Source organism: Achromobacter veterisilvae (genome assembly GCF_900496975.1).
In the GTDB taxonomy this organism is placed as follows: domain Bacteria; phylum Pseudomonadota; class Gammaproteobacteria; order Burkholderiales; family Burkholderiaceae_B; genus Achromobacter; species Achromobacter veterisilvae.
Map to the genome: position 1 here is coordinate 199842 of NZ_UFQC01000007.1, position 25087 is coordinate 224928.

General features: G+C 67.6%; 27 protein-coding genes. 18 read left to right on the forward strand and 9 right to left on the reverse strand.

Annotation, left to right across the window (positions count from 1 at the left end; genetic code table 11):
- Positions 1 to 36 precede the first annotated feature (36 nt).
- Positions 37 to 1017 carry a Bug family tripartite tricarboxylate transporter substrate binding protein gene (locus AVE30378_RS08610; protein ID WP_129240438.1) on the reverse strand — a complete coding sequence of 327 codons (981 nt, stop codon included), beginning with the start codon at positions 1015 to 1017 and terminating at the stop codon, positions 37 to 39.
- A 125-nt stretch (positions 1018 to 1142) separates the two neighbouring features.
- Between AVE30378_RS08610 and AVE30378_RS08615 the strand changes: the two genes are divergently transcribed.
- On the forward strand, positions 1143 to 2066 hold the full coding sequence (locus AVE30378_RS08615; protein WP_129240439.1) for a LysR family transcriptional regulator: 924 nt from the start codon (positions 1143 to 1145) through the stop codon (positions 2064 to 2066).
- A gap of 85 nt (positions 2067 to 2151) precedes the next feature.
- On the opposite strand, the gene metK is transcribed toward AVE30378_RS08615, so the two are convergent.
- A complete protein-coding gene (gene metK / locus AVE30378_RS08620) occupies positions 2152 to 3315 on the reverse strand; it encodes a methionine adenosyltransferase (protein WP_129240440.1) in 1164 nt (387 codons plus the stop codon).
- Positions 3316 to 3596: 281 nt separating this feature from the next.
- Here metK and AVE30378_RS08625 point away from each other — a divergent pair, with 281 nt between their 5' ends.
- Genes AVE30378_RS08625 through xerC form a run of 5 tightly spaced genes read left to right on the forward strand, consistent with a single transcriptional unit; the run spans position 3597 to position 8023 of the window.
- A complete protein-coding gene (locus tag AVE30378_RS08625) occupies positions 3597 to 4463 on the forward strand; it encodes a lysophospholipid acyltransferase family protein (RefSeq protein WP_129240441.1) in 867 nt (288 codons plus the stop codon).
- Between the two features lie 36 nt (positions 4464 to 4499).
- A complete protein-coding gene (locus tag AVE30378_RS08630; protein WP_129240442.1) occupies positions 4500 to 5390 on the forward strand; it encodes a lysophospholipid acyltransferase family protein in 891 nt (296 codons plus the stop codon).
- 20 nt (positions 5391 to 5410) lie between these two features.
- Positions 5411 to 6322, forward strand: a complete 912-nt coding sequence (gene dapF / locus AVE30378_RS08635; RefSeq protein ID WP_129240443.1) for a diaminopimelate epimerase — start codon at positions 5411 to 5413, stop codon at positions 6320 to 6322.
- Between the two features lie 3 nt (positions 6323 to 6325).
- On the forward strand, positions 6326 to 7003 hold the full coding sequence (locus AVE30378_RS08640; RefSeq protein WP_129240444.1) for a DUF484 family protein: 678 nt from the start codon (positions 6326 to 6328) through the stop codon (positions 7001 to 7003).
- A gap of 30 nt (positions 7004 to 7033) precedes the next feature.
- Positions 7034 to 8023 carry a tyrosine recombinase XerC gene (gene xerC / locus AVE30378_RS08645; RefSeq protein ID WP_129240445.1) on the forward strand — a complete coding sequence of 330 codons (990 nt, stop codon included), beginning with the start codon at positions 7034 to 7036 and terminating at the stop codon, positions 8021 to 8023.
- Positions 8024 to 8035: 12 nt separating this feature from the next.
- Here the strand turns inward: xerC and AVE30378_RS08650 are convergent, their stop codons facing one another.
- From AVE30378_RS08650 to AVE30378_RS08670, 5 genes are read right to left on the reverse strand one after another with little or no spacing between them, the layout of a single operon-like run.
- Positions 8036 to 9052, reverse strand: a complete 1017-nt coding sequence (locus tag AVE30378_RS08650) for a nickel/cobalt transporter (protein ID WP_129240446.1) — start codon at positions 9050 to 9052, stop codon at positions 8036 to 8038.
- A 26-nt stretch (positions 9053 to 9078) separates the two neighbouring features.
- On the reverse strand, positions 9079 to 9762 hold the full coding sequence (locus AVE30378_RS08655; RefSeq protein WP_129240447.1) for a DUF1007 family protein: 684 nt from the start codon (positions 9760 to 9762) through the stop codon (positions 9079 to 9081).
- Positions 9723 to 10718, reverse strand: coding sequence for a metal ABC transporter substrate-binding protein (locus AVE30378_RS08660; protein WP_129240448.1), 996 nt, complete (start codon positions 10716 to 10718; stop codon positions 9723 to 9725). Before AVE30378_RS08660 ends, AVE30378_RS08655 begins: the two co-directional genes overlap by 40 nt.
- A gap of 18 nt (positions 10719 to 10736) precedes the next feature.
- Entirely contained in the window at positions 10737 to 11603 is an 867-nt protein-coding gene (locus AVE30378_RS08665; RefSeq protein WP_129240449.1) for a metal ABC transporter permease, read from the reverse strand.
- Complete coding sequence (locus tag AVE30378_RS08670; protein ID WP_129240450.1) at positions 11600 to 12319, reverse strand: metal ABC transporter ATP-binding protein; 720 nt, start codon at positions 12317 to 12319, stop codon at positions 11600 to 11602. Before AVE30378_RS08670 ends, AVE30378_RS08665 begins: the two co-directional genes overlap by 4 nt.
- 333 nt (positions 12320 to 12652) lie before the next feature.
- Between AVE30378_RS08670 and AVE30378_RS08675 the strand changes: the two genes are divergently transcribed.
- From AVE30378_RS08675 to AVE30378_RS08700, 6 genes are all read left to right on the forward strand, one after another.
- Positions 12653 to 13159 (forward strand): Fur family transcriptional regulator, encoded by a 507-nt coding sequence (locus AVE30378_RS08675; RefSeq protein WP_062683366.1) that lies wholly within the window; start codon positions 12653 to 12655, stop codon positions 13157 to 13159.
- Positions 13160 to 13535: 376 nt separating this feature from the next.
- A complete protein-coding gene (locus AVE30378_RS08680) occupies positions 13536 to 14651 on the forward strand; it encodes a CobW family GTP-binding protein (RefSeq protein WP_129240451.1) in 1116 nt (371 codons plus the stop codon).
- 126 nt (positions 14652 to 14777) lie between these two features.
- A complete protein-coding gene (gene dksA / locus AVE30378_RS08685; RefSeq protein ID WP_043544572.1) occupies positions 14778 to 15242 on the forward strand; it encodes an RNA polymerase-binding protein DksA in 465 nt (154 codons plus the stop codon).
- 288 nt (positions 15243 to 15530) lie between these two features.
- Positions 15531 to 16070: an ATP-dependent protease subunit HslV gene (gene hslV, locus AVE30378_RS08690; RefSeq protein WP_129240452.1), complete on the forward strand. Its 540-nt coding sequence runs from the start codon at positions 15531 to 15533 to the stop codon at positions 16068 to 16070.
- A gap of 70 nt (positions 16071 to 16140) precedes the next feature.
- Complete coding sequence (gene hslU / locus AVE30378_RS08695) at positions 16141 to 17475, forward strand: ATP-dependent protease ATPase subunit HslU (protein ID WP_129240453.1); 1335 nt, start codon at positions 16141 to 16143, stop codon at positions 17473 to 17475.
- 163 nt (positions 17476 to 17638) lie between these two features.
- A complete protein-coding gene (locus AVE30378_RS08700) occupies positions 17639 to 18307 on the forward strand; it encodes a class I SAM-dependent methyltransferase (protein ID WP_129240454.1) in 669 nt (222 codons plus the stop codon).
- Positions 18308 to 18347: 40 nt separating this feature from the next.
- Here AVE30378_RS08700 and AVE30378_RS08705 read toward each other — a convergent pair whose 3' ends face one another.
- Positions 18348 to 18650 (reverse strand): copper-binding protein, encoded by a 303-nt coding sequence (locus tag AVE30378_RS08705; protein ID WP_129240455.1) that lies wholly within the window; start codon positions 18648 to 18650, stop codon positions 18348 to 18350.
- Positions 18651 to 18861: 211 nt separating this feature from the next.
- On the opposite strand from AVE30378_RS08705, the gene AVE30378_RS08710 reads away from it, so the two are divergent.
- The 5 genes from AVE30378_RS08710 to rfbC are packed head-to-tail and all read left to right on the forward strand — an operon-like array spanning position 18862 to position 22857.
- The gene (locus tag AVE30378_RS08710) at positions 18862 to 19416 is read left to right on the forward strand and encodes a cob(I)yrinic acid a,c-diamide adenosyltransferase (protein ID WP_129240456.1); all 555 of its coding nucleotides are present in this window, start codon (positions 18862 to 18864) and stop codon (positions 19414 to 19416) included.
- A gap of 52 nt (positions 19417 to 19468) precedes the next feature.
- Positions 19469 to 20530, forward strand: coding sequence for a dTDP-glucose 4,6-dehydratase (rfbB, locus tag AVE30378_RS08715; RefSeq protein WP_129240457.1), 1062 nt, complete (start codon positions 19469 to 19471; stop codon positions 20528 to 20530).
- 10 nt (positions 20531 to 20540) lie between these two features.
- Positions 20541 to 21452 (forward strand): dTDP-4-dehydrorhamnose reductase, encoded by a 912-nt coding sequence (gene rfbD, locus AVE30378_RS08720; protein ID WP_129240458.1) that lies wholly within the window; start codon positions 20541 to 20543, stop codon positions 21450 to 21452.
- On the forward strand, positions 21434 to 22315 hold the full coding sequence (rfbA, locus tag AVE30378_RS08725) for a glucose-1-phosphate thymidylyltransferase RfbA (protein WP_129240459.1): 882 nt from the start codon (positions 21434 to 21436) through the stop codon (positions 22313 to 22315). Before rfbD ends, rfbA begins: the two co-directional genes overlap by 19 nt.
- The gene (gene rfbC / locus AVE30378_RS08730; RefSeq protein WP_129240460.1) at positions 22315 to 22857 is read left to right on the forward strand and encodes a dTDP-4-dehydrorhamnose 3,5-epimerase; all 543 of its coding nucleotides are present in this window, start codon (positions 22315 to 22317) and stop codon (positions 22855 to 22857) included. The genes rfbA and rfbC overlap by 1 nt, the downstream gene beginning before the upstream one ends.
- A 1-nt stretch (position 22858) precedes the next feature.
- Here the strand turns inward: rfbC and lipA are convergent, their stop codons facing one another.
- The gene (gene lipA, locus AVE30378_RS08735; protein WP_129240461.1) at positions 22859 to 23869 is read right to left on the reverse strand and encodes a lipoyl synthase; all 1011 of its coding nucleotides are present in this window, start codon (positions 23867 to 23869) and stop codon (positions 22859 to 22861) included.
- A 160-nt stretch (positions 23870 to 24029) separates the two neighbouring features.
- Here lipA and AVE30378_RS08740 point away from each other — a divergent pair, with 160 nt between their 5' ends.
- The gene (locus tag AVE30378_RS08740; RefSeq protein WP_129240462.1) at positions 24030 to 24842 is read left to right on the forward strand and encodes a substrate-binding domain-containing protein; all 813 of its coding nucleotides are present in this window, start codon (positions 24030 to 24032) and stop codon (positions 24840 to 24842) included.
- The last annotated feature ends 245 nt before the right edge of the window (positions 24843 to 25087 follow it).

The window sequence follows — 25087 nt, forward strand, 5'->3', positions numbered from 1 at the left end:
AAGTTGCGCCCGCGGAGGGCGCTTATCGAGGGCCGTTCAGTTGGCCTGGATTCCGGCGTCCTTGACGATGCCGGCCCAGCGCGCCATCTCCTCGGCCACCATGGCGTCCGTCTTGCCGGGGGTGGAGATCAGGGGATCGAAGCCTTCCTTGCCCATGCGCTGCGCGAGTTCCGGAGAACGCAGGGCCTGCTCCAGCCTGGCGTTCAGGGTGTCGATCACCGGCTGCGGCGTGCCCGCCGGCGCGCTGATGACGAACCAGGTATTGAACTCGTAGCCCGGCAAGCCGGATTCCGCGATGGTGGGCACGTCCGGCAACAGCGGCGACCGCGTCGAGCCGGTCACGCCCAGCGCGCGCAATTTCTGGCCGTCCACTTGCGGCTTGGCCGCGGACAGCACCGGGAAACTCATCTGCACCTGGCCGCTGATGGTGTCCAGCATGGCGGGGCCGCCGCCCTTGTACGGCACGTGCAGGATCTGCGTGCGCGATACGGACTTGAACAATTCCGCGGCCATGTGGAACGTGCTGCCGGTGCCCGCCGAGCCGAAGCTCAGATCGTTGGCCGGCCGGGCTCGCACGTAGGCCAGGAGTTCGCCGACGTTGGCCACCGGCAGGCTGTTGGTCACCGTCAGCACGTGCTGGGACGTCCCGACCGTGCCCACGGAACGCAGGTCCTTCTTCGTGTCGAACGGCATATTCTGGAAGAGCGCGGGGTTGATGGCCAGCGACATGGTGTTGATGGCGAGCGTGTAGCCGTTGGGTTCGGCGCGCGCCACCGCGGCCATGCCGATGTTGCCGGAGGCGCCGGCGCGGTTTTCCACGATCACGCTTTGCCCCAGCGCGCGGCCCCATGCGTCGGAAATCAGCCGCGCGGCGATGTCCACGCTGCCGCCGGGCGCGAACGGCACGACGAGCGTCACCGCGCGTTCCGGAAAGGCGCCGGCGGCCGCGGCCGGCTGGGTCCAACAGGATGCGACAAGGGCCGCGCACAGGGCGCCGGCCGCGGTATTGATCTTCATTCCTGGTCTCCTCGTGTGGCCGCGCTTGGCGGCTCTATGTGGTGAGTCCAGTGTATAAGCCTATTGAATTCTTATAATTAGCAATCCATCTAAAGCTTTATTAAATTTGATTTATAAATAAGCCCATGGACGCCCTATCGGACCTCGCCTTCTTCTCGCTGGTGGTCAAGCACGGCAATCTGTCCGCCGCCGCGCGCGAGCTGGGCCTGACGCCGCCCGCGGTCAGCACGCGGCTGGCCAAGCTGGAGCAGCGCCTGGGCGTGCGGCTGCTGAACCGCACCACGCGCCGGGTCAGCGTTACGCAGGAAGGCGAGCTGTACCTGGCCGAAGGCGGACGCATCCTGGCGGACCTGGAAGCCCTGGAACGCTCGGTGTCCAGCGCCCGGGCGCAGCCCCAGGGCCTGCTGCGGCTGAACGCCACGTTCGGCTTCGGGCGGGCCCACATCGTGCCCGCCGTGTCGGACTTCGCCCGCCAGTACCCCGAGGTGGAAGTGCAGATGCGGCTGACCGACAGGCCGCTGAACCTGATCGAGGAAGGCTTCGACGTGGCGGTGCGCTTCGGCGACCTGCCGGACGCGCGCCTGACCGCCCGCAAGATCGCCTCGAACCGGCGGCTGCTCTGCGCGTCGCCGCGCTACCTGGAAACTTACGGCGAACCGCGGGCGCCGGGCGACCTGCAACGCCACCGCTGCATCGTGGTGCGCGAGAACGACGTGGCCTACGGCACCTGGCGCCTGGAATCGGGCCTGCGCGCCGAAACCGTCAAGGTGCGCGGCCCGGTCAGCTCCAACGATGGCCAGAGCGCCCTGGAATGGGCGCTGGACGGGCATGGCATCGTGATGCGGTCGGAATGGGAAACGGCCGCCCACCTGCGCGCCGGCCGCTTGCGCGAAGTGCTGCCTGACTGGCGCACGCCGCCCGCCGACATCCACGCGCTGTATCCGGAACGCCTGAACCTGCCGGCCAAGACGCTGGCCTTCGTGGAATTCCTGTCGCAGCGCTTCGCCCGCCACCTGCGGGCGCCGGGGTCGGACGGCGCGGTCTGGTGACGCCCCGCCCCGGCCTGGGGGCTGTGACGGCGTTGCCCAAATAAAAAACGCCCCGCGGGGCGTTTTTTATCGAAGCAAGGCGCGCTTACACGGCCTTCTTCAGTTCCAGCACCTTGTCCGTGGCTTCCCACGAGAATTCCGGTTCCGAACGGCCGAAGTGGCCATAGGCGGCGGTCTTCGTGTAGATCGGGCGCAGCAGGTCCAGCATGTTCACGATGCCCTTCGGACGCAGGTCGAAGTGCTCGCGCACCAGCTTGGCGATCTGGTCGTCGGGGATGACGCCGGTGCCTTCGGTGTAGACGGTGATGTTGATGGGCTCGGCCACGCCGATGGCGTAGCTGACCTGCACCTGGCACTGGCGCGCCAGGCCGGCGGCCACGATGTTCTTGGCCACGTAGCGGGCGGCATAGGCGGCCGAACGGTCCACCTTGGACGGATCCTTGCCCGAGAACGCGCCGCCGCCGTGCGGGCATGCGCCGCCGTAGGTGTCGACGATGATCTTGCGGCCGGTCAGGCCGCAATCGCCTTGCGGGCCGCCGATGACGAAGCGGCCGGTCGGGTTGACCAGGAACTTCGTCTTGGGCGTGATCAGGCCTTCGGGGAAGCTGGGCTTGATGATGTCTTCGATCACCGCTTCGCGGATGGTCTCTTGCGAGACCTCGGGCGAATGCTGGGTCGACAGCACCACCGTGTCGACTTCGGCCGGGCGGCCGTCGATGTAGCGGAACGTCACCTGCGACTTGGCGTCGGGGCGCAGCCACGGCAGGCGGCCGTCCTTGCGCAGTTCGCTCTGGCGCTGCACCAGGCGGTGCGCGTACCAGATCGGGGCCGGCATCAGATCGGGCGTTTCGTCGCACGCGTAGCCGAACATCAGGCCCTGGTCGCCGGCGCCCTGGTTCAGATAGTCTTCCGAGCTGCGGTCCACGCCTTGGGCGATGTCGGGCGATTGCTTGTCGTAGGCGACCAGCACCCCGCAACCCTTGTAGTCGATGCCGTATTCGGTGTTGTCGTAGCCGATGCGGCGGATCGTGTCGCGCGCGACCTGGATGTAGTCGACGTTGGCGGTCGTGGTGATTTCGCCGGCCAGCACGACCAGGCCCGTGTTGCACAGCGTCTCGGCTGCGACGCGCGCGTTGGGATCCTGCGTGAAGATGGCGTCCAGAATGGCGTCGGAAACCTGGTCGGCAACCTTGTCGGGGTGCCCCTCGGAGACGGATTCGGAAGTGAAGAGAAAGTCGTTGTTGGCCACAGATGCGTCCTTACGTGTCCGGCTCGGCCGGCGCATAGGTTCACGAGGCGCGTAGCACCTCGGACCGCATGCCTTGCGACATACACTGATCTGGGCGCGACGCTTTAGCGGATTTGGCAAAGGACGCGCAACGCGCTACACCCTTGCCGTCGCCCCGCAAGTTGTCGGTTAACTCGGCGACTGCGCTATTTTAAGCGAAAATGCCGTTCTGCTGCTCATGCCGGGGCGCCTGCCCGTTCCCCGGCCCGGACGCGACCCTGCCAGCCTCACCCCTTCGCCGCATGCTGCTCTTCCTGTTCAGACTATTCGCCGCCCTCCCGCTCCCCGTCGCGCACGCCCTGGGCCGCTTCGCCGGGCGCGCGATCTACGCCTGGCCCGGCAAGTACCGGCGGCGGCTCCAGGCCAACGCCGCCCAGGCCGGCTATCCCTCTCCCGCCTTCGCGCGCCGCGCGGCGGGCGAGATCGGCGCCATGATCCTCGAAAGCCCGCGGGTCTGGTTCCGCAATGAAGACAGCCTGGCCCGGGTGGTGTCGGACGACAACGACGTGGTCAGCGCGGCCCGCGCCGAGAACCGGGGCATTCTCTTCCTGACGCCCCACCTGGGCTGCTTCGAGATCACCGCGCGGTACCTGGCCCGCCAGATGCCCATGACGGTCATGTTCCGGCCGCCGCGCAAGGACATCCTGGCCCCGCTGCTGGAAACCGCGCGCAACAGCTCGGCCGTCAACGCCGTGCCGGCCAATATGCAGGGCGTGCGCGAATTCGTGCGCGCGCTGCGCCGGGGCGAATCCGTGGGCATGCTGCCCGACCAGGCGCCCGGGGTGGGCGACGGCGTGTGGGCCCCGTTCTTCGGACGCATGGCCTACACCATGACGCTGCCGGGCAAGCTGGCCACGCAGACCGGCGTTCCCATCATCCTGACCGCCGGCGAACGGCTGCCCAAGGGGCGGGGCTGGCGCATCCACTACGTGCGGGTGCCCGAGCCGCTGCCCGCCGACGCCGAATCGCAGGCCGCGCTGCTCAACGCCGCCATGGAAACGCTGATCCGCCGCTGCCCCGACCAATACCTCTGGAGCTACAACCGCTACAAGACGCCGCGCGGGGCGCCCCCGGCGCCGGCCGCCTCCACGGCCTCCACGGCGGGCTGAACCCCGCCGCGCCCCGCCCGTACCCCTGCTGACACTATGACTGATTTCAAAACGCGCGCGCTGGTCTCCCTGTTGAAATGGTTCGGCCGCGTCAAGCCGTCGACCCGGCTGCGCATCGGCGCCTGCCTGGGCTGGCTGGCCCCGCGCCTGGCCAGGTCGCGCGCGCACATCGTCCGGCGCAACCTGGAACTGTGCTTTCCCGACCAGCCCGAGTCCGTGCGCGAACGCTGGCTGGCCGAGCACTTCCGCGCCCTGGCGCAATCCATCGTGGACCGCGGCGTGCTCTGGTACGGCCCGCTGGAAGCCGTCGAGGAAATAGTGACGCAGACCGGCGGCGAACGGATCAACGAACTGATCGCCCAGGGCCGCCCCGTCATCCTGCTGGCGCCGCATTTCATCGGGCTGGACGCGGCCGCCACCCGGCTGACGCTGGAGATACCCAGCGCCGCCACCATGTACACCCCGCAAAGCGACCCCCAAGTCGATGCCATCGTGGCGGCCGGACGGGCCCGTTTCAACGAGGTTTTCCTGGTCAGCCGCAAGGACGGCGTGCGCGAACTGCTGCGCCACCTGCGCGCGCCCCGTCCCGTCTACTACCTGCCCGACATGGACTTCGGCCGCCAGGGCGCCGTCTTCGTGCCGTTCTTCGGCGTGCCGGCCGCGACCCTGGTCGCCACCGCGCAGTTGGCCAGGAAGTGGAATGCCGCCGTCATGCCCATCCTGGGTTTCTGGAACCCGGAAACCGGCCGCTACCACGTGGACATCCTGCCGCCGCTGGCGGACTTCCCGGGCGAGGACTCGCTGGAAGACGCCACCGCCCGCCTGAACCGCGAACTGGAATCCTGGGTGCGCCGCTGCCCCAGCCAGTACTACTGGGTCCATCGCCGTTTCAAGACGCGGCCGCCGGGCGAGCCCAAACTGTACTGAGCCCCGCCCGCGCCCCGATAATGGGCGATAATCCAGCAATGAACTGGAACTTCACCAAAATGCATGGCGCGGGCAACGATTTCGTCGTGCTCGACGGGGTTCGCCAAACCATCGAAATGACGCCCGAGCGCGCGCGCGCCCTGGGCGACCGGCATTTCGGCATCGGCGCCGACCAGATCCTCCTGGTCGAACGGTCCACCCGGCCGGACGCCGACTTCCGCTACCGCATTTTCAATTCCGACGGCAGCGAAGTCGAACATTGCGGCAACGGCGCCCGCTGCTTCGTGCGTTTCGTGCACGAGCAGGGCCTGTCCGACCGCAACCCGCTGCGCGCCGAGATCGCCACCGGCATCCTCGTCCTGGACGAAGGCGACGACGAACAGGTCACCGTCGACATGGGCAGCACCCGCTTCGATCCCGCCGCCCTGCCGTTCGACACCGCCGGCCTGGCTTCCCGGGCCCAGGGCGACGATACCCTGTGGGAATTGCAGCTCGACGCGCCCCCCGGCCAGCCGAGCGCCGTCTGGGTCTCGGCGGTGGCGATCTCCAACCCGCACGCCGTGCAGGTCGTGGAAGACGTCGACACCGCCCCCGTCCCGGTCCTCGGCCCGCTGATCGAGACCCACCCGCGCTTCCCGCGCCGCGTCAACGCCGGCTTCATGCAAGTCGTGGACCGGAACAACATCCGCCTGCGCGTCTTCGAACGGGGCGTGGGCGAAACCCTGGCCTGCGGCACCGGCGCCTGCGCCGCCGTCGCGGCGGGCATCCGCCGCGGCCTGCTCGACTCCCCGGTGCGCGTGCAGGCGCGCGGCGGCGTGCTGACGGTCGCCTGGAACGGCGAACAGCTACGCATGACCGGCCCGGCGGAATCCGTGTTCACGGGGCAGGTCGACATCGACAAGCTCGTCTTCTCCATGGGGCTGAACCGATAACCTATGACTGATACCGCATTTACCGCCCACGACGTCGCGGGCTTCCTGCAAGAGAACCCCGGTTTCTTCGACGAACACGCCGACGTCTTCGCCACGCTGCAGGTGCCCCACCCGCATGGCTCGCGCGCCATTTCGCTGGGCGAACGCCAGATCATGACGCTGCGCGAACGCAACCGCGAACTGGAATGGCGCCTGAACGAACTGGTGCGCAACGCCAACGCCAACGAATCCATCGGCACGCACGTGGCCAAGTGGTGCAGCCGCCTGCTGTCCGAATGCGACCCGCAGCGGGTGCCCGGCGAGATCGCCCTGGGGCTGGCCGAACAGTTCGACCTGAACCACGTGGCCCTGCGCCTGTGGAACCTGTCCGAACTGCCCGCCACCGGCTACGGCGAACCCGTCACGCAGGACGTGCGCACGTTCACCGACAGCCTGAAGGCCCCGTACTGCGGCACCGACACCGGCTTCGAAGCCGCGGGCTGGCTGGACGCCAAGCCCAAGTCGCTGGCGCTGGTGCCCCTGCGCCTGGAAGCGGACGGCCCGGCCGTCGGCCTGCTGGTGCTGGGCTCGGACGACGCCGAACGCTTCACCCCCGAAATGGGCACCACGTTCCTGGAATCCATCGCCCAACTGGCTTCGGCGGCGCTGCATCGCCTGAACCCGGCAACCCCCAAGGCCTGACGGCGGGCGCGGGCGGACACGGAGCACGCCATGCAGAATCCTTCGCACGGCGCAGACCCGCCCGAAGCGCCCCTGCCCGACGCGATGGACGCCTGGCTGCGCCATCTGGAAACGAACCGCCGCTATTCGCCCCATACGCTGGACGGCTACCGCCGCGAACTGCGCTTCCTGCGCGCGCTGGCCGACAAGGCCGGCTTGCCGCTGGACAAGGTCGGCAACGGCCACATCCGCCATTTCGTGGCGCGCCTGCATGCCGAGGGCCGAGGCCCGCGCAGCCTGGCGCGCACGCTGGCGGCCTGGCGCGGCTTCTATCAATGGTGGGCGCCGGCGATCGAACTGGCCGGCAACCCCGTGACGGGCGTGCGCGCGCCCAAGGCGCCCCGCGGCCTGCCCAAGGCCCTGTCGGTGGAACAGACCCAGGCCTTGCTGGACCGCGCCCCGGCGCAGGTGGCGACCGAACCCGCGGCGCTGCGCGACCAGGCCATGTTCGAACTGCTGTATTCCAGCGGCCTGCGGCTGTCGGAACTGGTCGGGCTGGACCTGCGCTATGAGCGCGCCAAGGACTACGAATCGCGCGGCTGGCTGAACCTGGACGAAGCCGAGGTCGTGGTGCTGGGCAAGGGCGGCAAGCGCCGGTCCGTGCCCGTCGGCCACGCGGCCGTGGAAGCCTTGCGCAAATGGATCGCGGCGCGCCCGCAGTTGGCGCCCTTCGCCGCGCGGCCGGAAGACGCCGCCGCCCTGTTCCTGGGCGCGCGCGGGCGCCGCATCTCGCCGCGCGTGGTGCAGTTGCAGTTGGCGCGCGTCGCGCAGGCGGCCGGCGTGCCCACCCACGTGCATCCGCACGTGCTGCGCCACAGCTTCGCCAGCCACGTCCTGCAATCCGCGCAAGACCTGCGCGCCGTGCAGGAAATGCTGGGGCACGCCAACATCTCCACCACCCAGGTCTATACCCGGCTGGACTTCCAGCATCTGGCCCGCGCCTACGACCAGGCGCACCCGCGCGCCGGCCGCAAGTCCTGACCGCCGGCGGCCCTAGCCGCCCCCGGCCGCCACGCCGCCCAGCAGCGTCGCGCCCAGCAACAGCACCGCGAACGCCGCCAGCGCTTCCACACCATAGCGCAGTCGCGCCGCGCCCGCGCCCGACAGCCGGCGGCCCAGGCGGCTGGCCGCGCCGCCGGCGGCCACGGCCAGGCAAGCCAGGGCCGCGACGGTCAGCCCGGTGCCCAGGCCCATCGCCAAGGCCGACGCCACGCCGGCCAGGAAGAAGCCTTGGGACAAGGCGAACACCAGCACGATCAAGGCGCCGCTGCACGGGCGCAGGCCCACGGCCAGGATGGCCGACCCCGCGCGCCGCCAGTTCAGCGGGCCGGCCACCTGTTCGGGCGCGGGCGCATGCGCGTGTCCGCAACCGCAATCGTCATCGTGCCCCGCGTGGCCGTGAGCATGGACATGGACCGGCGCGGCCACCGCGATCGCCCGCAGGGCCGCGGCCCCCTTCAAGGCGGGAGCCCGCGCCGGACGGCGCAGCAAGGGCCGGATCGCCTTGATCCAGACCAGCCACGCGCCCAGCAGCGTCACCAGCGCGTAGGACGCCAGCTCCAGCCAGCGCGTAGCGCTGTTCATCGTGGCCGCGGTGGCGTTGAACGCCACCGCCAGCACCGCCACCATCGCGATCGCCACCAGCGCCTGGATCAGCGCGGACAGCAGCGCCAGCAACGCGCCATTGCGCGCGGTCTGACGGTTGGCCAGCACATACGAAGAAATCACCGCCTTGCCATGGCCCGGGCCCAGCGCATGGAAAACGCCATAGGCGAACGACAGGCCGATCAGGGCCCAGGCCGCGCCGCCTTCGGCCTGCCAGGCGCGCACCGCCCCCGTCAACTGCCGGTAAAAATGGGATTGCCAGACGGAGACCTGGCCGAAGAAACCGGCCAGCCAGCCCGGTCCGCCCGCGCCGCCGCTTTCCGGCACGCCGAAAGGATGCGCGCCCTGGGCCGCCGCCGCCGTCGCCCAGGCCGCGGCGGCCAGCGTCAGCAGCAGGGCAAGCATCGCCGCGGCGGACCGCGGCCGCCGCGCTACGGGCACTGCACCTCGATGCGATGCGTCAGCCCCTTGGTGATGGCGAAGAGTTCGTCGGGCAATGCGTCCGGATCGGCCGGAATCGCGGCCAATTGCTGCATGGTTTTCCAATCCAGTTCCTTGGGCTTGCGGTACGCGGACGTGCACGCCGCGCCTTGCGGACCGCCAAGCGACACCGCGCCTTTCGCGTCGAACGCATAGGCGACGAAATAAGTCGGGTCGTAGATATCCACCTGCGCGCCGGCCGCGCCCGGCGCGGCCGGCTCGGCCAGGGGCAGCGTGAAGGACAGCGTCAGGCGCGCGGTCTTCGGGTTCCAGTCGACGCGGGCATCGCGCGGCGCCGCGAAGGCGGCGGTCTTGCCGCCCACGGTGACGCGGGTGAAGTAGTGCGAAATGGGTTCGCCCAAGGCCTTCATCCAGTCCTGCGCCATGCCCTGCAACACCTCCGCGGGCAAGGAGCCGTCCTTGGCCTTCTTCAGGCCCTGCGTGGCATAGGCGCCGAACATCTCGTCAAACAGCCAGACCTGCCGGACAGCCGCGATGCGCCGCTGCCCATCGATATCGATGGCCGCGCGGGCATCGATCCACATGTGCGGGTGCGCGCTGGCGGCCCCCGCCGCCAGCAGCGCCGCCGCGGCGCTCAGGGCTGCAAGGCCGCGGCAAGCTGACGTACGTTCCATTCAAACATTTCCAGATAGGTGGCGCCGGGCTGTCCGGGCTTGGACAGCGCATCGGAATAAAGCGTACCACCCACCTTGGCGCCGGTTTCGCGCGCGATCTGCTGGACCAGCCTGGGGCTGCTGATGTTCTCCACGAACACCGCCGGCACGCGCTCGCGCTTGACCTGCTCGATGATGCGCGCCACCTCGCCCGCCGACGGCTCGGCATCCGTCGACACTCCCATCGCCGGGATAAACGCCACGCCGTAGGCGTCGCCGAAATAGCCGAAGGCATCGTGCGAAGTCACCACCTTGCGGCGATCGGCGGGAATGGCGGAGAAAGTCGCGCGGACGCTGGCGTCCAGCGCCTGCAGGCGCGCGATGTAGGCCTGGGCGCGCTGGCGGTAGGCCTGGGCGCGCGCCGGATCGGCGGCGGCCAGCCCCTCCGCCACGTTGCGGGCGTAGATGACGCCGTTGGCCAGGTTCTGCCACGCGTGCGGATCGGCGTCGCCATGATGGTGGCCGTGATCGTGGTCGTGGTCATGGTCGTCGTCGTGATCGTGATCGTGATCGTGGTCGCCGTCATCGTGGCCATGCCCGCCGGCATGTGCCGCGAACTTGCGCGGCGTCACGCCCTTGGAGGCCACGACGGTCAGGCCCGAAAACCCCGACGATTTCGCCAGGCGCGACATCCAGGTTTCGAAATCCAGCCCGTTCACGAACAGCACGCTGGCGGCGGACAGTTTTTTCGCATCGCCCGGCGTGGGCTCGTATTCGTGCGCATCGCCATCGGGCCCGACCAGCGTGGCCAGGCTGATGTCGCTGCCGCCCACTTCGCGGACGATGTCGCCCAGGATGGAAAAGCTGGCCACGGCCTTCAGCGGTTCGGCCGCATGCGCGGCGCCAAGAACGGCCGACAGGCACAGGCCGGCCGCGGCCAGCAGCACGCGGCGACGTGCCGGGGGAATGGAACGCATAGCGAATCTCCTTTGAAGTCAGGCCCGGCGCTGGCGGCGCGCCGTCCGCAGCAGCCCGCCCTGCGGGCCGCCCACGATGGAAAACAGGTAGCAGGCGCCGGCCGCCAGGATGATGGCGGGCGAGGCCGGCACATTGAAGTGGTACGACACGAGCAGGCCGGCCACCGAGGCCGCCACGCCCAGGCCCGCGGCCAGCGGAATCTGGCTGGCCGCCGAACGGACCCAGAACCGGGCCGCGGCGGCGGGCAGCATCATGATGCCGACCACCATGAGGGTGCCCAGCACCTGGAACCCCGCCACCAGGTTCACCACCACCAGCACCAGGAAACCCATGTGCACCCAGCCTCCCGCGCCGCCGCTGGCGCGCAGGAAGCCCGGGTCCAGGCATTCGGCCACCAGCAGCCGGTAGATCGCGGCCAGGGCAAGCAGGGTCGCGCTGGCGACCGCGGTCACCAGCAGAAGCGCCGAATCGTCCAATCCCAGCACCGTGCCGAACAGCACGTGCAGCAGGTCCATGTTGGAGCCCCGCAGCGACACCAGCAGCACGCCCAGCCCCAGCGAAATCAGATAGAACGCGGCAAAGCTGGCGTCCTCGCGCAGCGGCGTCAGCCGCGCCACCAGGCCCGCCAGCAGGGCCACGGCCAAACCCGTGGCGATGCCGCCCAGCATCATCGCGCCCAGCGACAGCCCCGCCAGCAGGAAGCCCGCCGCCACGCCTGGCAGGATCGCGTGCGACATGGCGTCGCCCATCAGGCTCATGCGCCGCAGCACCAGGAACACCCCGAGCGGCGCCGCGCCCAGCGACAAGGCGCAGGCGCCCGCGAGCGCCCGCCGCATGAATCCGTAGTCCAGGAAGGGCGACACCGCCCATTGCGCCAGAGTCATGCCCGGGCCCTCGCGTGCCATTGCCGCGCCGCCTTCAGGTGCGCGTCGTCCAGGGTGCTGGCGGTATCGCCCCAGGCCACCACCGAGCCCGACAGGAGCAGGCATTCGGGAAAATGGTCGCGCACCAGGTCCAGGTCGTGCAGTACGGCGATCACGGTCCGGCCCTGGCCGTGCAGGCCGCAAAGCAGGGCCATCAGCTCGTCCGCGGTGTGGCTGTCCACGGCGGCGAAGGGCTCGTCCAGGAGCAATACCGGCGCGTCCTGCACCAGCATCCGCGCAAACAGCGCGCGCTGCATCTGCCCGCCCGACAGCGTGCCCACGCCGCGCCCGGCCGCGTCGGCCAGGCCCACGGTTTCCAATGCGTGCATGCAGCGCGCCAATTCGTCGTCGCCGACCTTGCGCCATCCGCCCACGCGGCGCCAGGCGCCCATGGCCACCAGCTCCAGCACCGACACCGGAAACGACCGGTCCAGTTCGGCGGCCTGGGGCAGCCACGCCAGCCCGGCGCGGCCCGCCCCGGTCACGCGCACGCTGCCGGCCATGGGGCGCAGCACGCCCATGATGCCCTTGATCAGCGTGGACTTGCCCGCGCCGTTCGGCCCCACCACGGCGGTCATGCCGCCCGCGGCGAAGCGTCCCGATACCGACCGGAGCGCCGGATGGCCATGCCAGCCGAAGGACGCATCCGACAGTTCGATGGTGATGGGCTCGCTCATCGGGGCCACCAGTCCATCGCCCAGCCGGTCAAGGCCCACAGCATGGCGGCCGCGGCCAGCGCGGCCGCCATGCGGCGCCAGGCGGAAACGAGGAAAGCGGTGCGCGGCGGCGGGCTTTGCCTTGGCGCGGCGCCGGGCCGCGGAGGCAAAAGCGTGAAATGCGACATGGGGAACGGGCGAAAGGGAAACGCGGAAGTGAATGTGGATTTTATTATGTTATATCATAACTAAAAAGCTTGATTGCGCGGGTTTCGCCCGCATCTGGGTGTTTTCTGCTACCTTCCTGGCATCTCGCGCGCAACGCGCGCGTTACCTATACACATGAAGCCAGCCATGCCCGCAACGCCCCGCTCCCCTCGCAGCGACACCGTGGACGCCCAGCTCGGCGTCGCCGAGACGCTGTGCGAGCAGCGCGGACGCCGCCTTACGCCCATCCGCCGCAAGGTGCTGGAACTGCTGCTGCGCCACGGCCGCAGCCTGAAGGCCTATGAATTGCTGGACGCCATGCGCGCCGTGCACCCGGGCGCCGCGCCCCCCACGGTGTACCGCGCGCTGGATTTCCTGATGGACGAAGGCCTGATCCACCGCCTGGACGCGGTCAACGCCTGGAGCGCCTGCCATGACGCCGGCGGCGCCCCCCACGACCTGCTGGTGGTCTGTACGGGCTGCGGCGCGGTCGCGGAAGTGTCCGATCCCGCCATGAGCCGGCAATTGGCCGAGCGCGTCGCCCAGACCGGCTATGCCCTGGCCACGCACGAAACCGAAATCCGCGCGCTGTGCCCCCAGTGCCAAAAGAAGCAGCCCGCGGACGACGCCGGACACCATCACCACCATCACTGAACGGCGGCGCGGCGGGCGGGCCTCGTGCGTCCGGCCTCCTCCCGCCGACGGGGCATCGCGGCAGCCCTCATCCGCTCGGACTCGTCCGCTCTTGAAATGCGGGAAACCGCCCCAAAATAGTGGTATCGCCCGATACTTGACGGCGTACGGCAGCGATCCCGGCGGGCCAAAGGCCCAGGGTTGACCCTGGGTTTGCCCCCTGCCCCCGACTGTGCTGTAATCCTGCGTCCGGCCGCTGTCGGCGGCCTTCGCCGCCTGTGGCAAACATCCTCCGGCAAAGATAGGGAACCCCCGTTTCAGCATGTAAGGCGGGGTTGCAGATCCCCATGCCAGGAGTTCCTGTTTAACGCCTTGACTTCACGCTAGCAGCTTCGCCATGAACACCCCGCGCAGTTTGGACAAAATGGTTCCCGTCACCATCCTCACCGGCTTTCTCGGTGCGGGCAAGACCACCCTGCTCAAACGCATCCTGACCGAATTCCACGGCCGCCGCGTCGCGGTCATCGAAAACGAATTCGGGCCGGAAAGCATCGACAACGACCTGCTGGTGCAGGACAGCGACGAAGAAATCATCGAACTGTCCAACGGCTGCGTCTGCTGCACGGTGCGCGGCGACCTGATGCGCACGCTGTCTGAGCTGCGCGCCAAGCGCGAAGCCGGCGAACTGAATTTCGAACGCGTCATCCTCGAAACGACCGGCATGGCCAACCCCGGCCCCGTCTGCCAGACGTTCTTCATGGATGACGATATCGCCGAGTACTACCGCCTGGACGCGGTGGTCACCGTGGTCGACGCCAAGCACGGCATGTCGACGCTGGACGAACAGCCCGAAGCCCAGAAGCAGGTCGGTTTCGCCGACCGCATCCTGATCTCGAAGAAAGACCTGGTCAACGAAGTCGACTACGAAGCGCTGCGCCACCGCCTGGTTCACATGAACCCGCGCGCGCCGATCACCGCCGTCAACTTCGGCGAGGTCGACCTGAAGTCCATCATCGACATCAGCGGCTTCAACCTGAATTCCATTCTGGACATCGACCCGGAATTCCTGGCCGATGAGCACCCCGACGCCGCCCACGCCCATGGGCACGATCACGGCCACGGACATGACCATGGCCACGATCACGATCATGACCACGAAGGCGACTGCGGGGCGCACTGCAATCATGCCCACCATCATCACCACCAGCACGACGACGAAATCGGCGCGTTCGTGTTCCGTTCCAACAAGCCGTTCGATCCCGCGCGGCTCGAGGAATTCCTGGGTGGCGTCGTGCAGGTCTATGGTCCCGACCTGATGCGCTACAAGGGCATCCTGTACATGAAGGGCATCAACCGCCGCATGTTGTTCCAGGGTGTGCACATGATGATGGGCGCCGAACCCGGCAAGCCGTGGACCGCGGCCGAGAAACCGTCCACCAAGATGGTATTCATCGGACGTAAGCTGCCCCAGGAGATTTTTACCCGGGGCTTGGAGCAGTGCCTGGCGGGGTAATCCCCCTTCCTGACGTGACGCGATGCGACGAAGGCAGTACTGTGAGGTACGGATAGCGTAGGCAACAAGTAACACGGACCGGGAATGGACGCCCGCGCCAGGATCGATTCATAGTGGAGTGTTTTCATGGCTACCAAGGCAGCAACCAAGAAACCAAGCAAGTCGACGAGCGATACGGCGATTGATCTGCCCAGCGAAAAAGAATTGCTGGCCATGCCCGAGTCCGACTACATGAACGAACGCCAACTGGCCTTCTTCAAGGAACGGCTCAAACAACTCGAACAGGACATCCTGGCCAACGCCGGCGAAACCACCGAGCACCTGCGCGAAACGCAGTTCGTGCCCGATCCCGCCGACCGCGCCACGATCGAGGAAGAGCACGCCCTGGAGCTGCGCACCCGCGACCGCGAACGCAAGCTGCTGAAGAAGGTGCAACAGTCCATCGCCCGCATCGACAGCGGCGAATACGGCTGGTGCGAAGAAACCGGCGAACCCATCGGCATTCCGCGCCTGCTGGCCCGCCCCACGGCCACCCTGTCGCTGGAAGCCCAGGAACGCCGCGAAATGCGCCAGAAGCTCTACGGCGACTGATCCGTCCCGTATTGGCGTCCGGCCCTGAAAGGCTATGCTGGTTACCGGCATGGCCTTTTTTATTGGATGAGGCTCAGTGTCTGACACCCGTACGGGCTATCCGTCAGGCTGAAACCGGCCTTCCCGGGTGTCTGACACCAAAGTGGGCCTTGGGTCGGTCTGACACCCGGGAGGCATCCGGGCAGGCCCTAGGGCATCCCATACGGGTGTCAGACACTGGGCCCCTCCCCGCATTCCCTTGATTTCCCCCGAACCGCCCCCAGCTATTCCCTTCAAAGGAAGGAACGCATGGAACAATTTCACGCCACCACCATCGTGTGCGTGCGCCGCGGGAACCGCGTCGCACTGGGCGGCGATGGCCAGGTCACCCTGGGCAACATCGTCATCAAGGGCACGGCCCGCAAGATCCGCCGCCTGTACCACGACAAGATCCTGGCCGGGTTCGCCGGCGCCACCGCCGACGCGTTCACCCTGCAGGAACGCTTCGAAGCCAAGCTGGAAAAGCACCAGGGCAACCTGATGCGCGCCGCGGTCGAGCTGACCCGCGACTGGCGCACCGACCGCGTCCTGCGCCGCCTGGAAGCCATGCTGATCGTGGCCGACGCCGAGCACACGCTGGTCCTGACCGGCAACGGCGACGTGCTGGAACCGGAACACGGCCTGGCCGCCATCGGCTCCGGCGGCGCCTACGCCCAGGCGGCGGCGCTGGGCCTGCTGCGCAATACCGAACTGGCGCCCGAGACCATCGTCAAGCAGTCGCTGGAAATCGCTGGCGACCTCTGCATCTACACCAACCAGAACCACGTCATCGAAACGCTGGGCGAGTGACGCCCGCCACGCGGCGCCCCCGGCGCCGCGCCGCCACCCCAGCCTGTCCCAGCTTCAAGGATCCGCCCTCATGTCCGCATCCAACATGACGCCCGGAGAGATCGTCTCCGAACTCGACAAATACATCATCGGCCAAAACCGCGCCAAGCGCGCCGTGGCCGTGGCGCTGCGCAACCGCTGGCGCCGCCAGCAGGTCGCCGACCCGCTGCGCCACGAAATCCATCCCAAGAACATCCTGATGATCGGCCCCACCGGCGTGGGCAAGACCGAAATCGCGCGCCGCCTGGCCAAGCTGGCCAACGCGCCCTTCATCAAGATCGAGGCCACCAAGTTCACCGAAGTGGGCTACGTGGGCCGCGACGTCGACACCATCATCCGCGACCTGACCGAATACTCGATCAAGCAGACGCGCGAACTCGAAATGCGCCGCGTGCGCACGCAGGCGGAAGACGCCGCCGAGGACCGCATCCTGGACGCCCTGGTGCCGCCGGCGCGCGGCGCCTCGGGCGAACCCGAGCGCGGCGAGGACAACAGCGCCCGCCAGACCTTCCGCAAGCGCCTGCGCGAAGGCAAGATCGACGATCTGGAAATCGAGATCGAAGTGGCCCAGGCCGTCCCGCAGATGGACGTCATGACGCCTCCGGGCATGGAAGAAATGGCCGAGCAGTTGCGCGGCATGTTCGCCGGCCTGGCCCGCGACAAGAAAAAACCCAAGAAAATGAAGGTGCGCGAAGCCTTCAAGCTGATCGTCGAAGAAGAAGCCGCCAAGCGCGTCAACGAAGAAGACCTGCGCACCGTGGCGATCAACAACGTCGAACAGAACGGCATCGTCTTCCTGGACGAAATCGACAAGATCGCGGCCCGCCAGGAAACCGGCGGCGCGGACGTGTCGCGCCAGGGCGTGCAGCGCGACCTGCTGCCGCTGGTCGAAGGCACCACCGTCAACACGCGCTACGGCATGGTCCGCACCGACCACATCCTGTTCATCGCGTCCGGCGCGTTCCACCTGTCGCGCCCGTCCGACCTGATCCCCGAGCTGCAAGGCCGCTTCCCGATCCGCGTCGAACTGGAATCGCTGACCGCCGAGGACTTCGTGCGCATCCTGTCCGATACGGACGCGTCGCTGACCAAGCAGTACACGGCCCTCATGGCCACCGAAGACCTCGAACTCGAATTCACCGAAGAAGGCGTGCGCCGCTTGGCGGAACTGGCTTTCGAGGTCAACGAAACCACCGAGAACATCGGCGCCCGCCGCCTGTACACGGTGATGGAAAAGCTGTTGGAGGAATTGTCGTTCGACGCCACGTCCAGCCAGGACAAGCACGTGAAGATCGACGCCGCCTACGTCAATTCGCAACTGGCGGAAGCCGCCAGCAGCCAGGACCTGGCGCGCTACGTGCTGTAACCAAATAGGTGCGGAATGTGAATTCCGCACCTATTTTCTAAAAATCCACGCATGGTAAAACCCTCAATTGTGATGAATATGGTGGTCAGGCATTCTGCATCCAAGGCCCTACCTTGAGCCTGCAAAGTCAGAGTATCGCAACGATATCCAACTGAGAGAAAAATTGACAGACAATCAAAAGAATGCCTTCACTAGCGGCGGAGAGGGCGACAGATTTTTCGAACGAAATAAAAGCGCTTATCAGAAAATGGCCTCCTCTTCCGAATTGGGGCCCGCTAGTCGCTTATATCAACCCTATCTGAAAGCGGGTCACCGAATTCTTGAAATCGGCAGCTCGTCCGGCACCAATCTGTCCCTTTTGACTCGGGGCATTGGTATCGACGCGTACGGGATTGATCCGTCCGAGACCGCCGTGATAAAAGGACACATCGAATTTCCGGAACTGCACCTGAGCGTCGGCACCGCCGACCAACTCGATTTTCCCGACGGATATTTCGATTTCATCCTCTTCGGGTTCTGCCTCTATCTAGTCGACAGAACACTGCTCACGAAAACTATCGCGGAAGCGGACCGATGCCTGAAAGACGGCGGTCACATCGCCATCACTGACTTTCGGCCCGATGTGCCCACGACACGCCCATACAAGCATTTTGAAGGCCTGATCTCGTATAAGTATCCGTACGAGCAGATTTTTTTGGCATTCCCGCATTTTCAACTGGTTGAGTCCCGCACATTCAGTCATTCCGAGGACGCGTATCATGCCGATCCTCAGGAACGCGTGTCGGCAAGCGTCATCCGCAAAAGTCTGCAAGAAGGCTATCAACAGCTTTGACGGTAGCGACGGCCGTAGCTCGCCGCGCTTCTTCCTCCCCCTATTTCGCGATCGCCGTCACGACGTACTTGCCGTCCTTGCGCGTGGCGGTGAAGCGCACCTTGTCGCCCGCCTTGATGTTGGCCAGCAATGCCGGATCGGCCTCATAGACCAGCGTCATGGCGGGAAGGTCCAGTTGCTTGATGGCGTCGTGCTTGATGGTGACCTTGCCCGCCGCCGGGTCCACCCGCCGCACTTCGCCGCTGGCCTCGGCCTGCTGCGCGAACGCCAGCGGCGCGGCCGCCGCCACGACGGCCACGGCGGCGACGGCCATGGGGATTGCGTATTTGCGGTCAAAAACCATGCAGATATCCTCCGATTGCGGCGAAAGCGCGGGGCGGCAAACGGAGCCGCCCCGGCGTTCCATAGTGCTAGGATACCGCCCTTGTGCAACAGTCGGCCCACGGGAACGCAACAATCCTGACCATTGGTTGCGCCGCGCGCGGCGAACGCCCGCCGCCTCCCCGGGGCTGGACACAATACCCACACCATTCGTCACTCTTTCAGGAATTCCCATGGCCAACCGCTTATCTGTCATTGCCACGCGCACGGGGGACGACGGCACCACCGGCCTTGGGGACGGATCCCGCGCGCCCAAGGACGCGCCCCGCATCGCCGCGCTCGGCGACGTGGACGAACTGAACAGCGCCATCGGCCTGCTGCTGACCGAAGCCCTGCCCGCCGAGGTGTCCGCCGACCTGTCCGCCATCCAGCACGACCTGTTCGACATGGGCGCGGAACTCTGCATCCCCGGCCACGTGGCCCTGACGGACGAACAGGTCGCGCGCCTGGACGCGCGCCTGGCCCACTACAACGCCACGCTGCCCCCCCTGCGCGAATTCATCCTTCCGGGCGGGTCGCGCGGCGCGGCGCAGGCGCACGTGGCGCGCACCGTCTGCCGCCGCGCGGAACGGGCGGTCGTGTCGCTGGCCAGGGTCGATCCGGTGAACCCGCCCGTCAGGCAGTACCTGAACCGGCTGTCCGACCTGATGTTCGTGCTGGCGCGTTGTATAAACCAGCATGCGGGACAGAAAGACACGTTCTGGGCGGGCGCCCAGGCGCGCCGATAGCCCCGCGCCAAGGACGCGCCTGGCGCCTCGCGGCCCACAGGGTTTGACCAACATGAGCATCGTCGTCACCGGCGGAGCCGGCTTCATCGGCTCCAATTTCGTACTGGATTGCCTTGCCCAGCGCGACGAGCCCGTCGTTACGCTGGACAAGCTCACGTACGCCGGCAACCCCGGCAACCTCGCCTCCCTGCGCGGCGACGCAAGGCATACCCTGGTCCAGGGCGACATCGGCGATCCCGCAACGGTCTCGCGGCTGCTGGCCGCGCATGCGCCCCGCGCGGTGATCAACTTCGCCGCGGAAACCCACGTCGACCGCTCCATCGCCGACCCCGACGCCTTCGTCCAGGCCAACATCGTCGGGACCTCGCGCCTGCTGACGGCCGTGCGCGACTACTGGGCCGGGCTGGAGCCCGTCGCCCGCGCCGGCTTCCGGTTCCTGCACGTTTCCACCGACGAGGTGTACGGTTCGCTGGAAGCCGGGGCCCCGGCCTTCACCGAAACGGCGCGCTACGCGCCGAACAGCCCCTATTCCGCCAGCAAGGCGGCAAGCGACCATCTGGTCCGGGCCTTCCACACGACCTACGGCCTGCCGGTGCTGACGTCGAACTGCTCGAACAACTACGGCCCCTACCAGTTCCCGGAAAAGCTCATCCCCCTGGTCATCCACAACGCGCTCGCCGGCAAGCCGCTGCCGATCTACGGAGACGGCCTGCAGATCCGGGACTGGCTATACGTGGCCGACCATTGCGACGCGATCCGCAAGATACTGGAGGCAGGCGAGCCGGGCACGACTTTCAACGTGGGCGGCTGGAACGAAAAAACCAATCTTGAAGTCGTGCGGCAACTGTGCGCGCTGCTCGATGAACTCAGCCCCCGGCCCGACGGCCGGCCCTACGCGGCCCAGATCGTGCACGTCGCGGACCGCCCCGGACACGACCGCCGCTACGCGGTCGACGCCGGCCGCCTGCAACGCGCGCTGGGCTGGACGCCCGCCGAAACGTTCGAAACCGGTCTGCGAAAAACGGTACTCTGGTACCTGAGCCATCCGCGGTGGGTGGCGGACGTCACCAGTGGCGCCTATCGCGACTGGGCAAGAGAACAGTACGAGACTTAGCAAGGGCCGCGTGAAGATCCTACTGCTGGGCAAGAACGGCCAGGTGGGCCGGGAACTGCGCCGCGCACTGGCCCCGTTGGGGGAACTGGTGGCGCCGGGCCGTGATGCCGCCGACCTGCGCGACCAGGACGGCCTGCGCGCGGTCCTGTCGGCGTGCCGGCCCGATGCGATCGTGAACGCCGCGGCCTATACGGCCGTGGACCGGGCCGAAACCGACGGCGAGGCGGCTTCCCAGGTCAATGCCCTGGCGGTCTCCACCCTCGCCCGCCATGCCCGGGCCACGAACGCCTTGCTCGTCCATTATTCGACCGACTATGTCTTCGACGGCACGGCCGCGCAACCCTATGCGGAAACCGATATCCCCAACCCCCGGAACGTCTACGGCGCCACCAAGCTCGCGGGCGAACAGGCCATCCGGGACGCCGGCTGCGACGCCCTGGTGTTCCGGACCAGTTGGGTCTATTCGGCGCACGGCCAGAACTTCCTGAAGGCCATCCTGCGCCTGGCACAGGCCCGGCAAAGCCTGGATGTCGTGTCGGACCAGCACGGCGCGCCGACGTCGGCCGAACTGGTCGCCGACACGACGGCGCTGGCGGTGCGGCGGCATATCGAAGGGCGGCTGGCCGCGGGAACCTACCACCTGGCCGCCGCCGGCTCGACCAACTGGCATGGTTACGCGCAATATATCGTGGCGGGCGCCGCGGCCCGCGGCGCGGCCCTGGCGCTCGCCCCGGAGCGCATCCGGGCGATCGCCGCCGGGGACTACCCGGCGGCGGCGCAACGGCCCCTCAATTCCAGGCTGGACACGGCCATGCTGTCGCGCGCGCTGGACTTGCGGCTACCCGATTGGACCGCGCACGTCGATCGCGTCCTGGACCAGCTCATCGAACCCGGAGATTCCGCATGGCGCGCAAAGGCATAGTTCTGGCAGGCGGTTCGGGCGCCCGGCTGCACCCGGCGACGCTGGCCATCAGCAAACAGCTATTGCCGGTTTTCGACAAGCCGATGATCTACTACCCGCTCACCACGCTGATGCTGGCGGGCATCCGCGACATCCTGGTGATCTCCACGCCGCAGGACACGCCGCGGTTCCGGCAATTGCTGGGCGACGGTTCGCAGTGGGGCCTGAACATCGAATACGCCGTCCAGCCCTCGCCCGACGGCCTGGCGCAAGCGTTCCTCATCGGCGCGCCCTTCATCGGCCAGGGCGCCTCGGCGCTCGTGCTGGGCGACAACATCTTCTATGGCCATGAACTGCCCAGGCTGCTGCAACGCGCCAACGCGCGCGCGGACGGCGCAACCGTCTTCACCTATCACGTCCAGGACCCGGAACGCTACGGCGTGGCGGAATTCGACCGGCGCGGCAAGGTGCTGTCCATCGAGGAAAAGCCGGCGCGGCCGCGCTCCGGCTATGCGGTGACCGGGCTGTATTTCTACGACAACGACGTCATCGACATCGCCCGGAGCATCCGCCCGTCCGCGCGCGGCGAACTCGAGATCACCGACGTCAACCAGCGCTATCTGGAACAGGGCAGGCTGGCCGTGGAAATCATGGGCCGCGGCTACGCCTGGCTGGACACCGGCACGCACGAGTCGCTGCTCGAGGCCAGCCAGTTCATCGCCACGCTGGAACACCGCCAGGGCCTGAAGGTGGCCTGCCCCGAGGAAATCGCCTTCCGCCAGGGGTGGATCACCGCCGACGCGCTTGAACGGCTGGCGCAGCCTCTGTCCAAGAGCGGCTACGGCAAATACCTCATGCGTGTCCTGGTGGACAAGGTGTTCTGATGAAAGTCATCCCGCAAGCCATTCCCGACGTGCTGGTCCTGGAGCCCCGCGTCCTCGCCGATGAACGCGGCTTCTTTTTCGAGAGCTTCAACCAGGGGGTTTTCGAGGCCGCCACCGGCCTGCGGCGCAGCTTCGTGCAGGACAATCACTCGCGCTCGGCCCAGGGCGTCCTGCGCGGCCTGCACTATCAGGTCGCGCAGATGCAGGGCAAGCTCGTGCGCGTGTGCGCGGGCGAGATCTTCGACGTGGCGGTGGACCTGCGGCGCGCGTCGCCGACGTTCGGGAAATGGGTGGGCGCCGTGCTGAGCGCCGAGAACAAGCGCCAGTTGTGGATACCCGAAGGCTTCGCCCACGGCTTCCTGGCGTTGTCCGATTCCGCCGAGGTGCTGTACAAGGCCACGGACTATTACGCGCAGCAGCACGAGCGCTGCATCCGCTGGGACGACCCGGCGCTGGCCATCGCGTGGCCCTGCCGGCAGGCGCCGCTGCTCTCCGCGAGGGACCGCAACGGCGCCTCGCTGGAAGACGCCGAAACCTGCTGAATCAGTTCACGCCGGCCGCGTGCGCCTGCTCGTCCGCGTGGTACGAGGACCGCACCATGGCGCCCACCGCCGCATGCGAGAAGCCCATGGCGTAGGCTTCGCGCTCGAACATGGCGAAGGTGTCCGGATGCACGTAGCGCAGCACGGGCAGGTGGTGCTCCGACGGTTGCAGGTACTGCCCGATGGTCAGCATGTCCACGTTGTGCTCGCGCATGTCGCGCATCACTTGCAGGATTTCCTCGTCGGTCTCGCCCAGGCCCAGCATCAGGCCGGACTTGGTGGGGACCTCGGGGTGCAGCTTCTTGAATTCGGCCAGCAGCTTCAGCGAGTGCAGGTAGTCCGAACCCGGGCGAGCCTGCTTGTACAGGCGCGGCACGGTTTCCAGGTTGTGGTTCATCACGTCCGGAGGGCCGGCGTTCAGGATGGTCAGCGCGCGGTCCAGGCGGCCGCGGAAGTCGGGCACCAGCACTTCGATGCGGGTCGTGGGCGACAGTTCGCGGATGTGCGTGATGCAATCCACGAAGTGGCCGGCGCCGCCGTCGCGCAGGTCGTCGCGGTCCACCGAGGTGATCACGACGTAGGACAGCTTCATCGCGGCGATGGTGCGCGCAAGGTTTTCGGGCTCGTTGGTGTCCAGCGGATCCGGACGGCCGTGGCCCACGTCACAGAACGGGCAGCGGCGCGTGCACTTGTCGCCCATGATCATGAAAGTGGCCGTGCCCTTGCCGAAGCATTCGCCGATGTTCGGGCAGGAGGCCTCTTCGCACACCGTGTGCAGGTTGTGTTCCCGCAGGATGCGCTTGATGTCGTAGAAGCGCGAGCCCGGCGCGGCGGCCTTCACGCGGATCCATTCAGGCTTCTTCAGGCGCTCGGCCGGAATGATCTTGATGGGAATGCGCGCCGTCTTGGCCTGCGATTTCTGCTTTTGCGTCGGATCGTAGGCCGTGTCCGCGGGCGCGGGCGCAGCGGCGGATTCGTTCGAGGGAACAGGAGACTCGGCGAGCGTAGACATGGGGCACCTTCATGACCGGCGCGCGGACGGGCCGGGTCTGGAACAAAAACGGCATTTTACCCCCCGCCGCCCGGATCCGCCCCGAACGGGGCCGCCCGCGGCGCGGACCGCGGCCCGCCTGGGTTATCGTCACGCCTGACGAATCCGCTGGTTTTCCCCCATGGCTTCCCTGCCCCCGCCCCGCCCCATCGCCCTGATCGCGCCCCGACTGGACACCGCCCCCGCCGCCCGCGCCATCCAGGCGTGCGCCGAACTGCTTGCGCCCGCCGGCTATTACCTGGCCGCCGCGCCCTGGCAGGACGCGCCCGGCCCGTCCCTGCTGGGCGAACTGCGCCCGGCGGCGGCGCTCGTCATCGGCCCGCTGGACGACCCCGGCCTTCGGTCCGCGGTCGCCTCGCTGGAAATCCCGCTGGTCGAAACCTGGAGCGCTTCCGCCCAGCCGCTGGACGGCGCCATCGTGATCGACAACATGGAAGCGGGACGCATGGCGGCGCGGCACCTCGCCGCCAAGGGCCATGCGCGGGTCGCCTGCGTCAGCGCCGACAACCCATGGGAGCGCGGGCGGCGGGAGGGCTTCATCGCCAGCGCCGCCGCGCTGGGGCTGGAACAGGTGGCGGACATCGTGCAGCCCGAGATCCAGCACATGAACGACGGCCGCGTGGCTTTCCTGCGCCTGCTGGCCACCAACACGATCTTCGACGCGGTGTTCTGCAGTTCCGACCTGCTGGCCGCCGCCGCGGTCTCCGAGGCGCACAACCGCGACCTGCACGTGCCGCAGGACCTGGCGGTGCTGGGCTTCACGGACGACGGTAGCGCGGCGCAATGGGCGCAAGGGCTGACCACGCTGGGCGTGGACGCCGCCGCCCTGGGCCGGCGCGCCGGCCAGTTCCTGCTCGACCGCCTGCAAGGCGAACGCGGCGCCCGCGAGCGCGTAACCGTCGAGGTGGTGTTCGAGGAACGGCTGAGCACGTAGGATGGGTGGAGCGCGAGAGTTCTTAAGGAAGAACTCAGGTATCCAGCGCGCGCAACCCATGCTGTCGTGGGCAGACAGTGCCTGGCATCGGCTGGAAAACAAGCGATTGCGGCCGCATGGGTTGCGCGCGTTCAGCCTCTGATTTCTAGCTTAAGAACTCTCGCGCTCCACCCATCCTTGTATGGTTCTGTAGCCCCCACCGAAATGTGTTCAGTGGGAGCTGGGGATCGGGACACACCCATCCA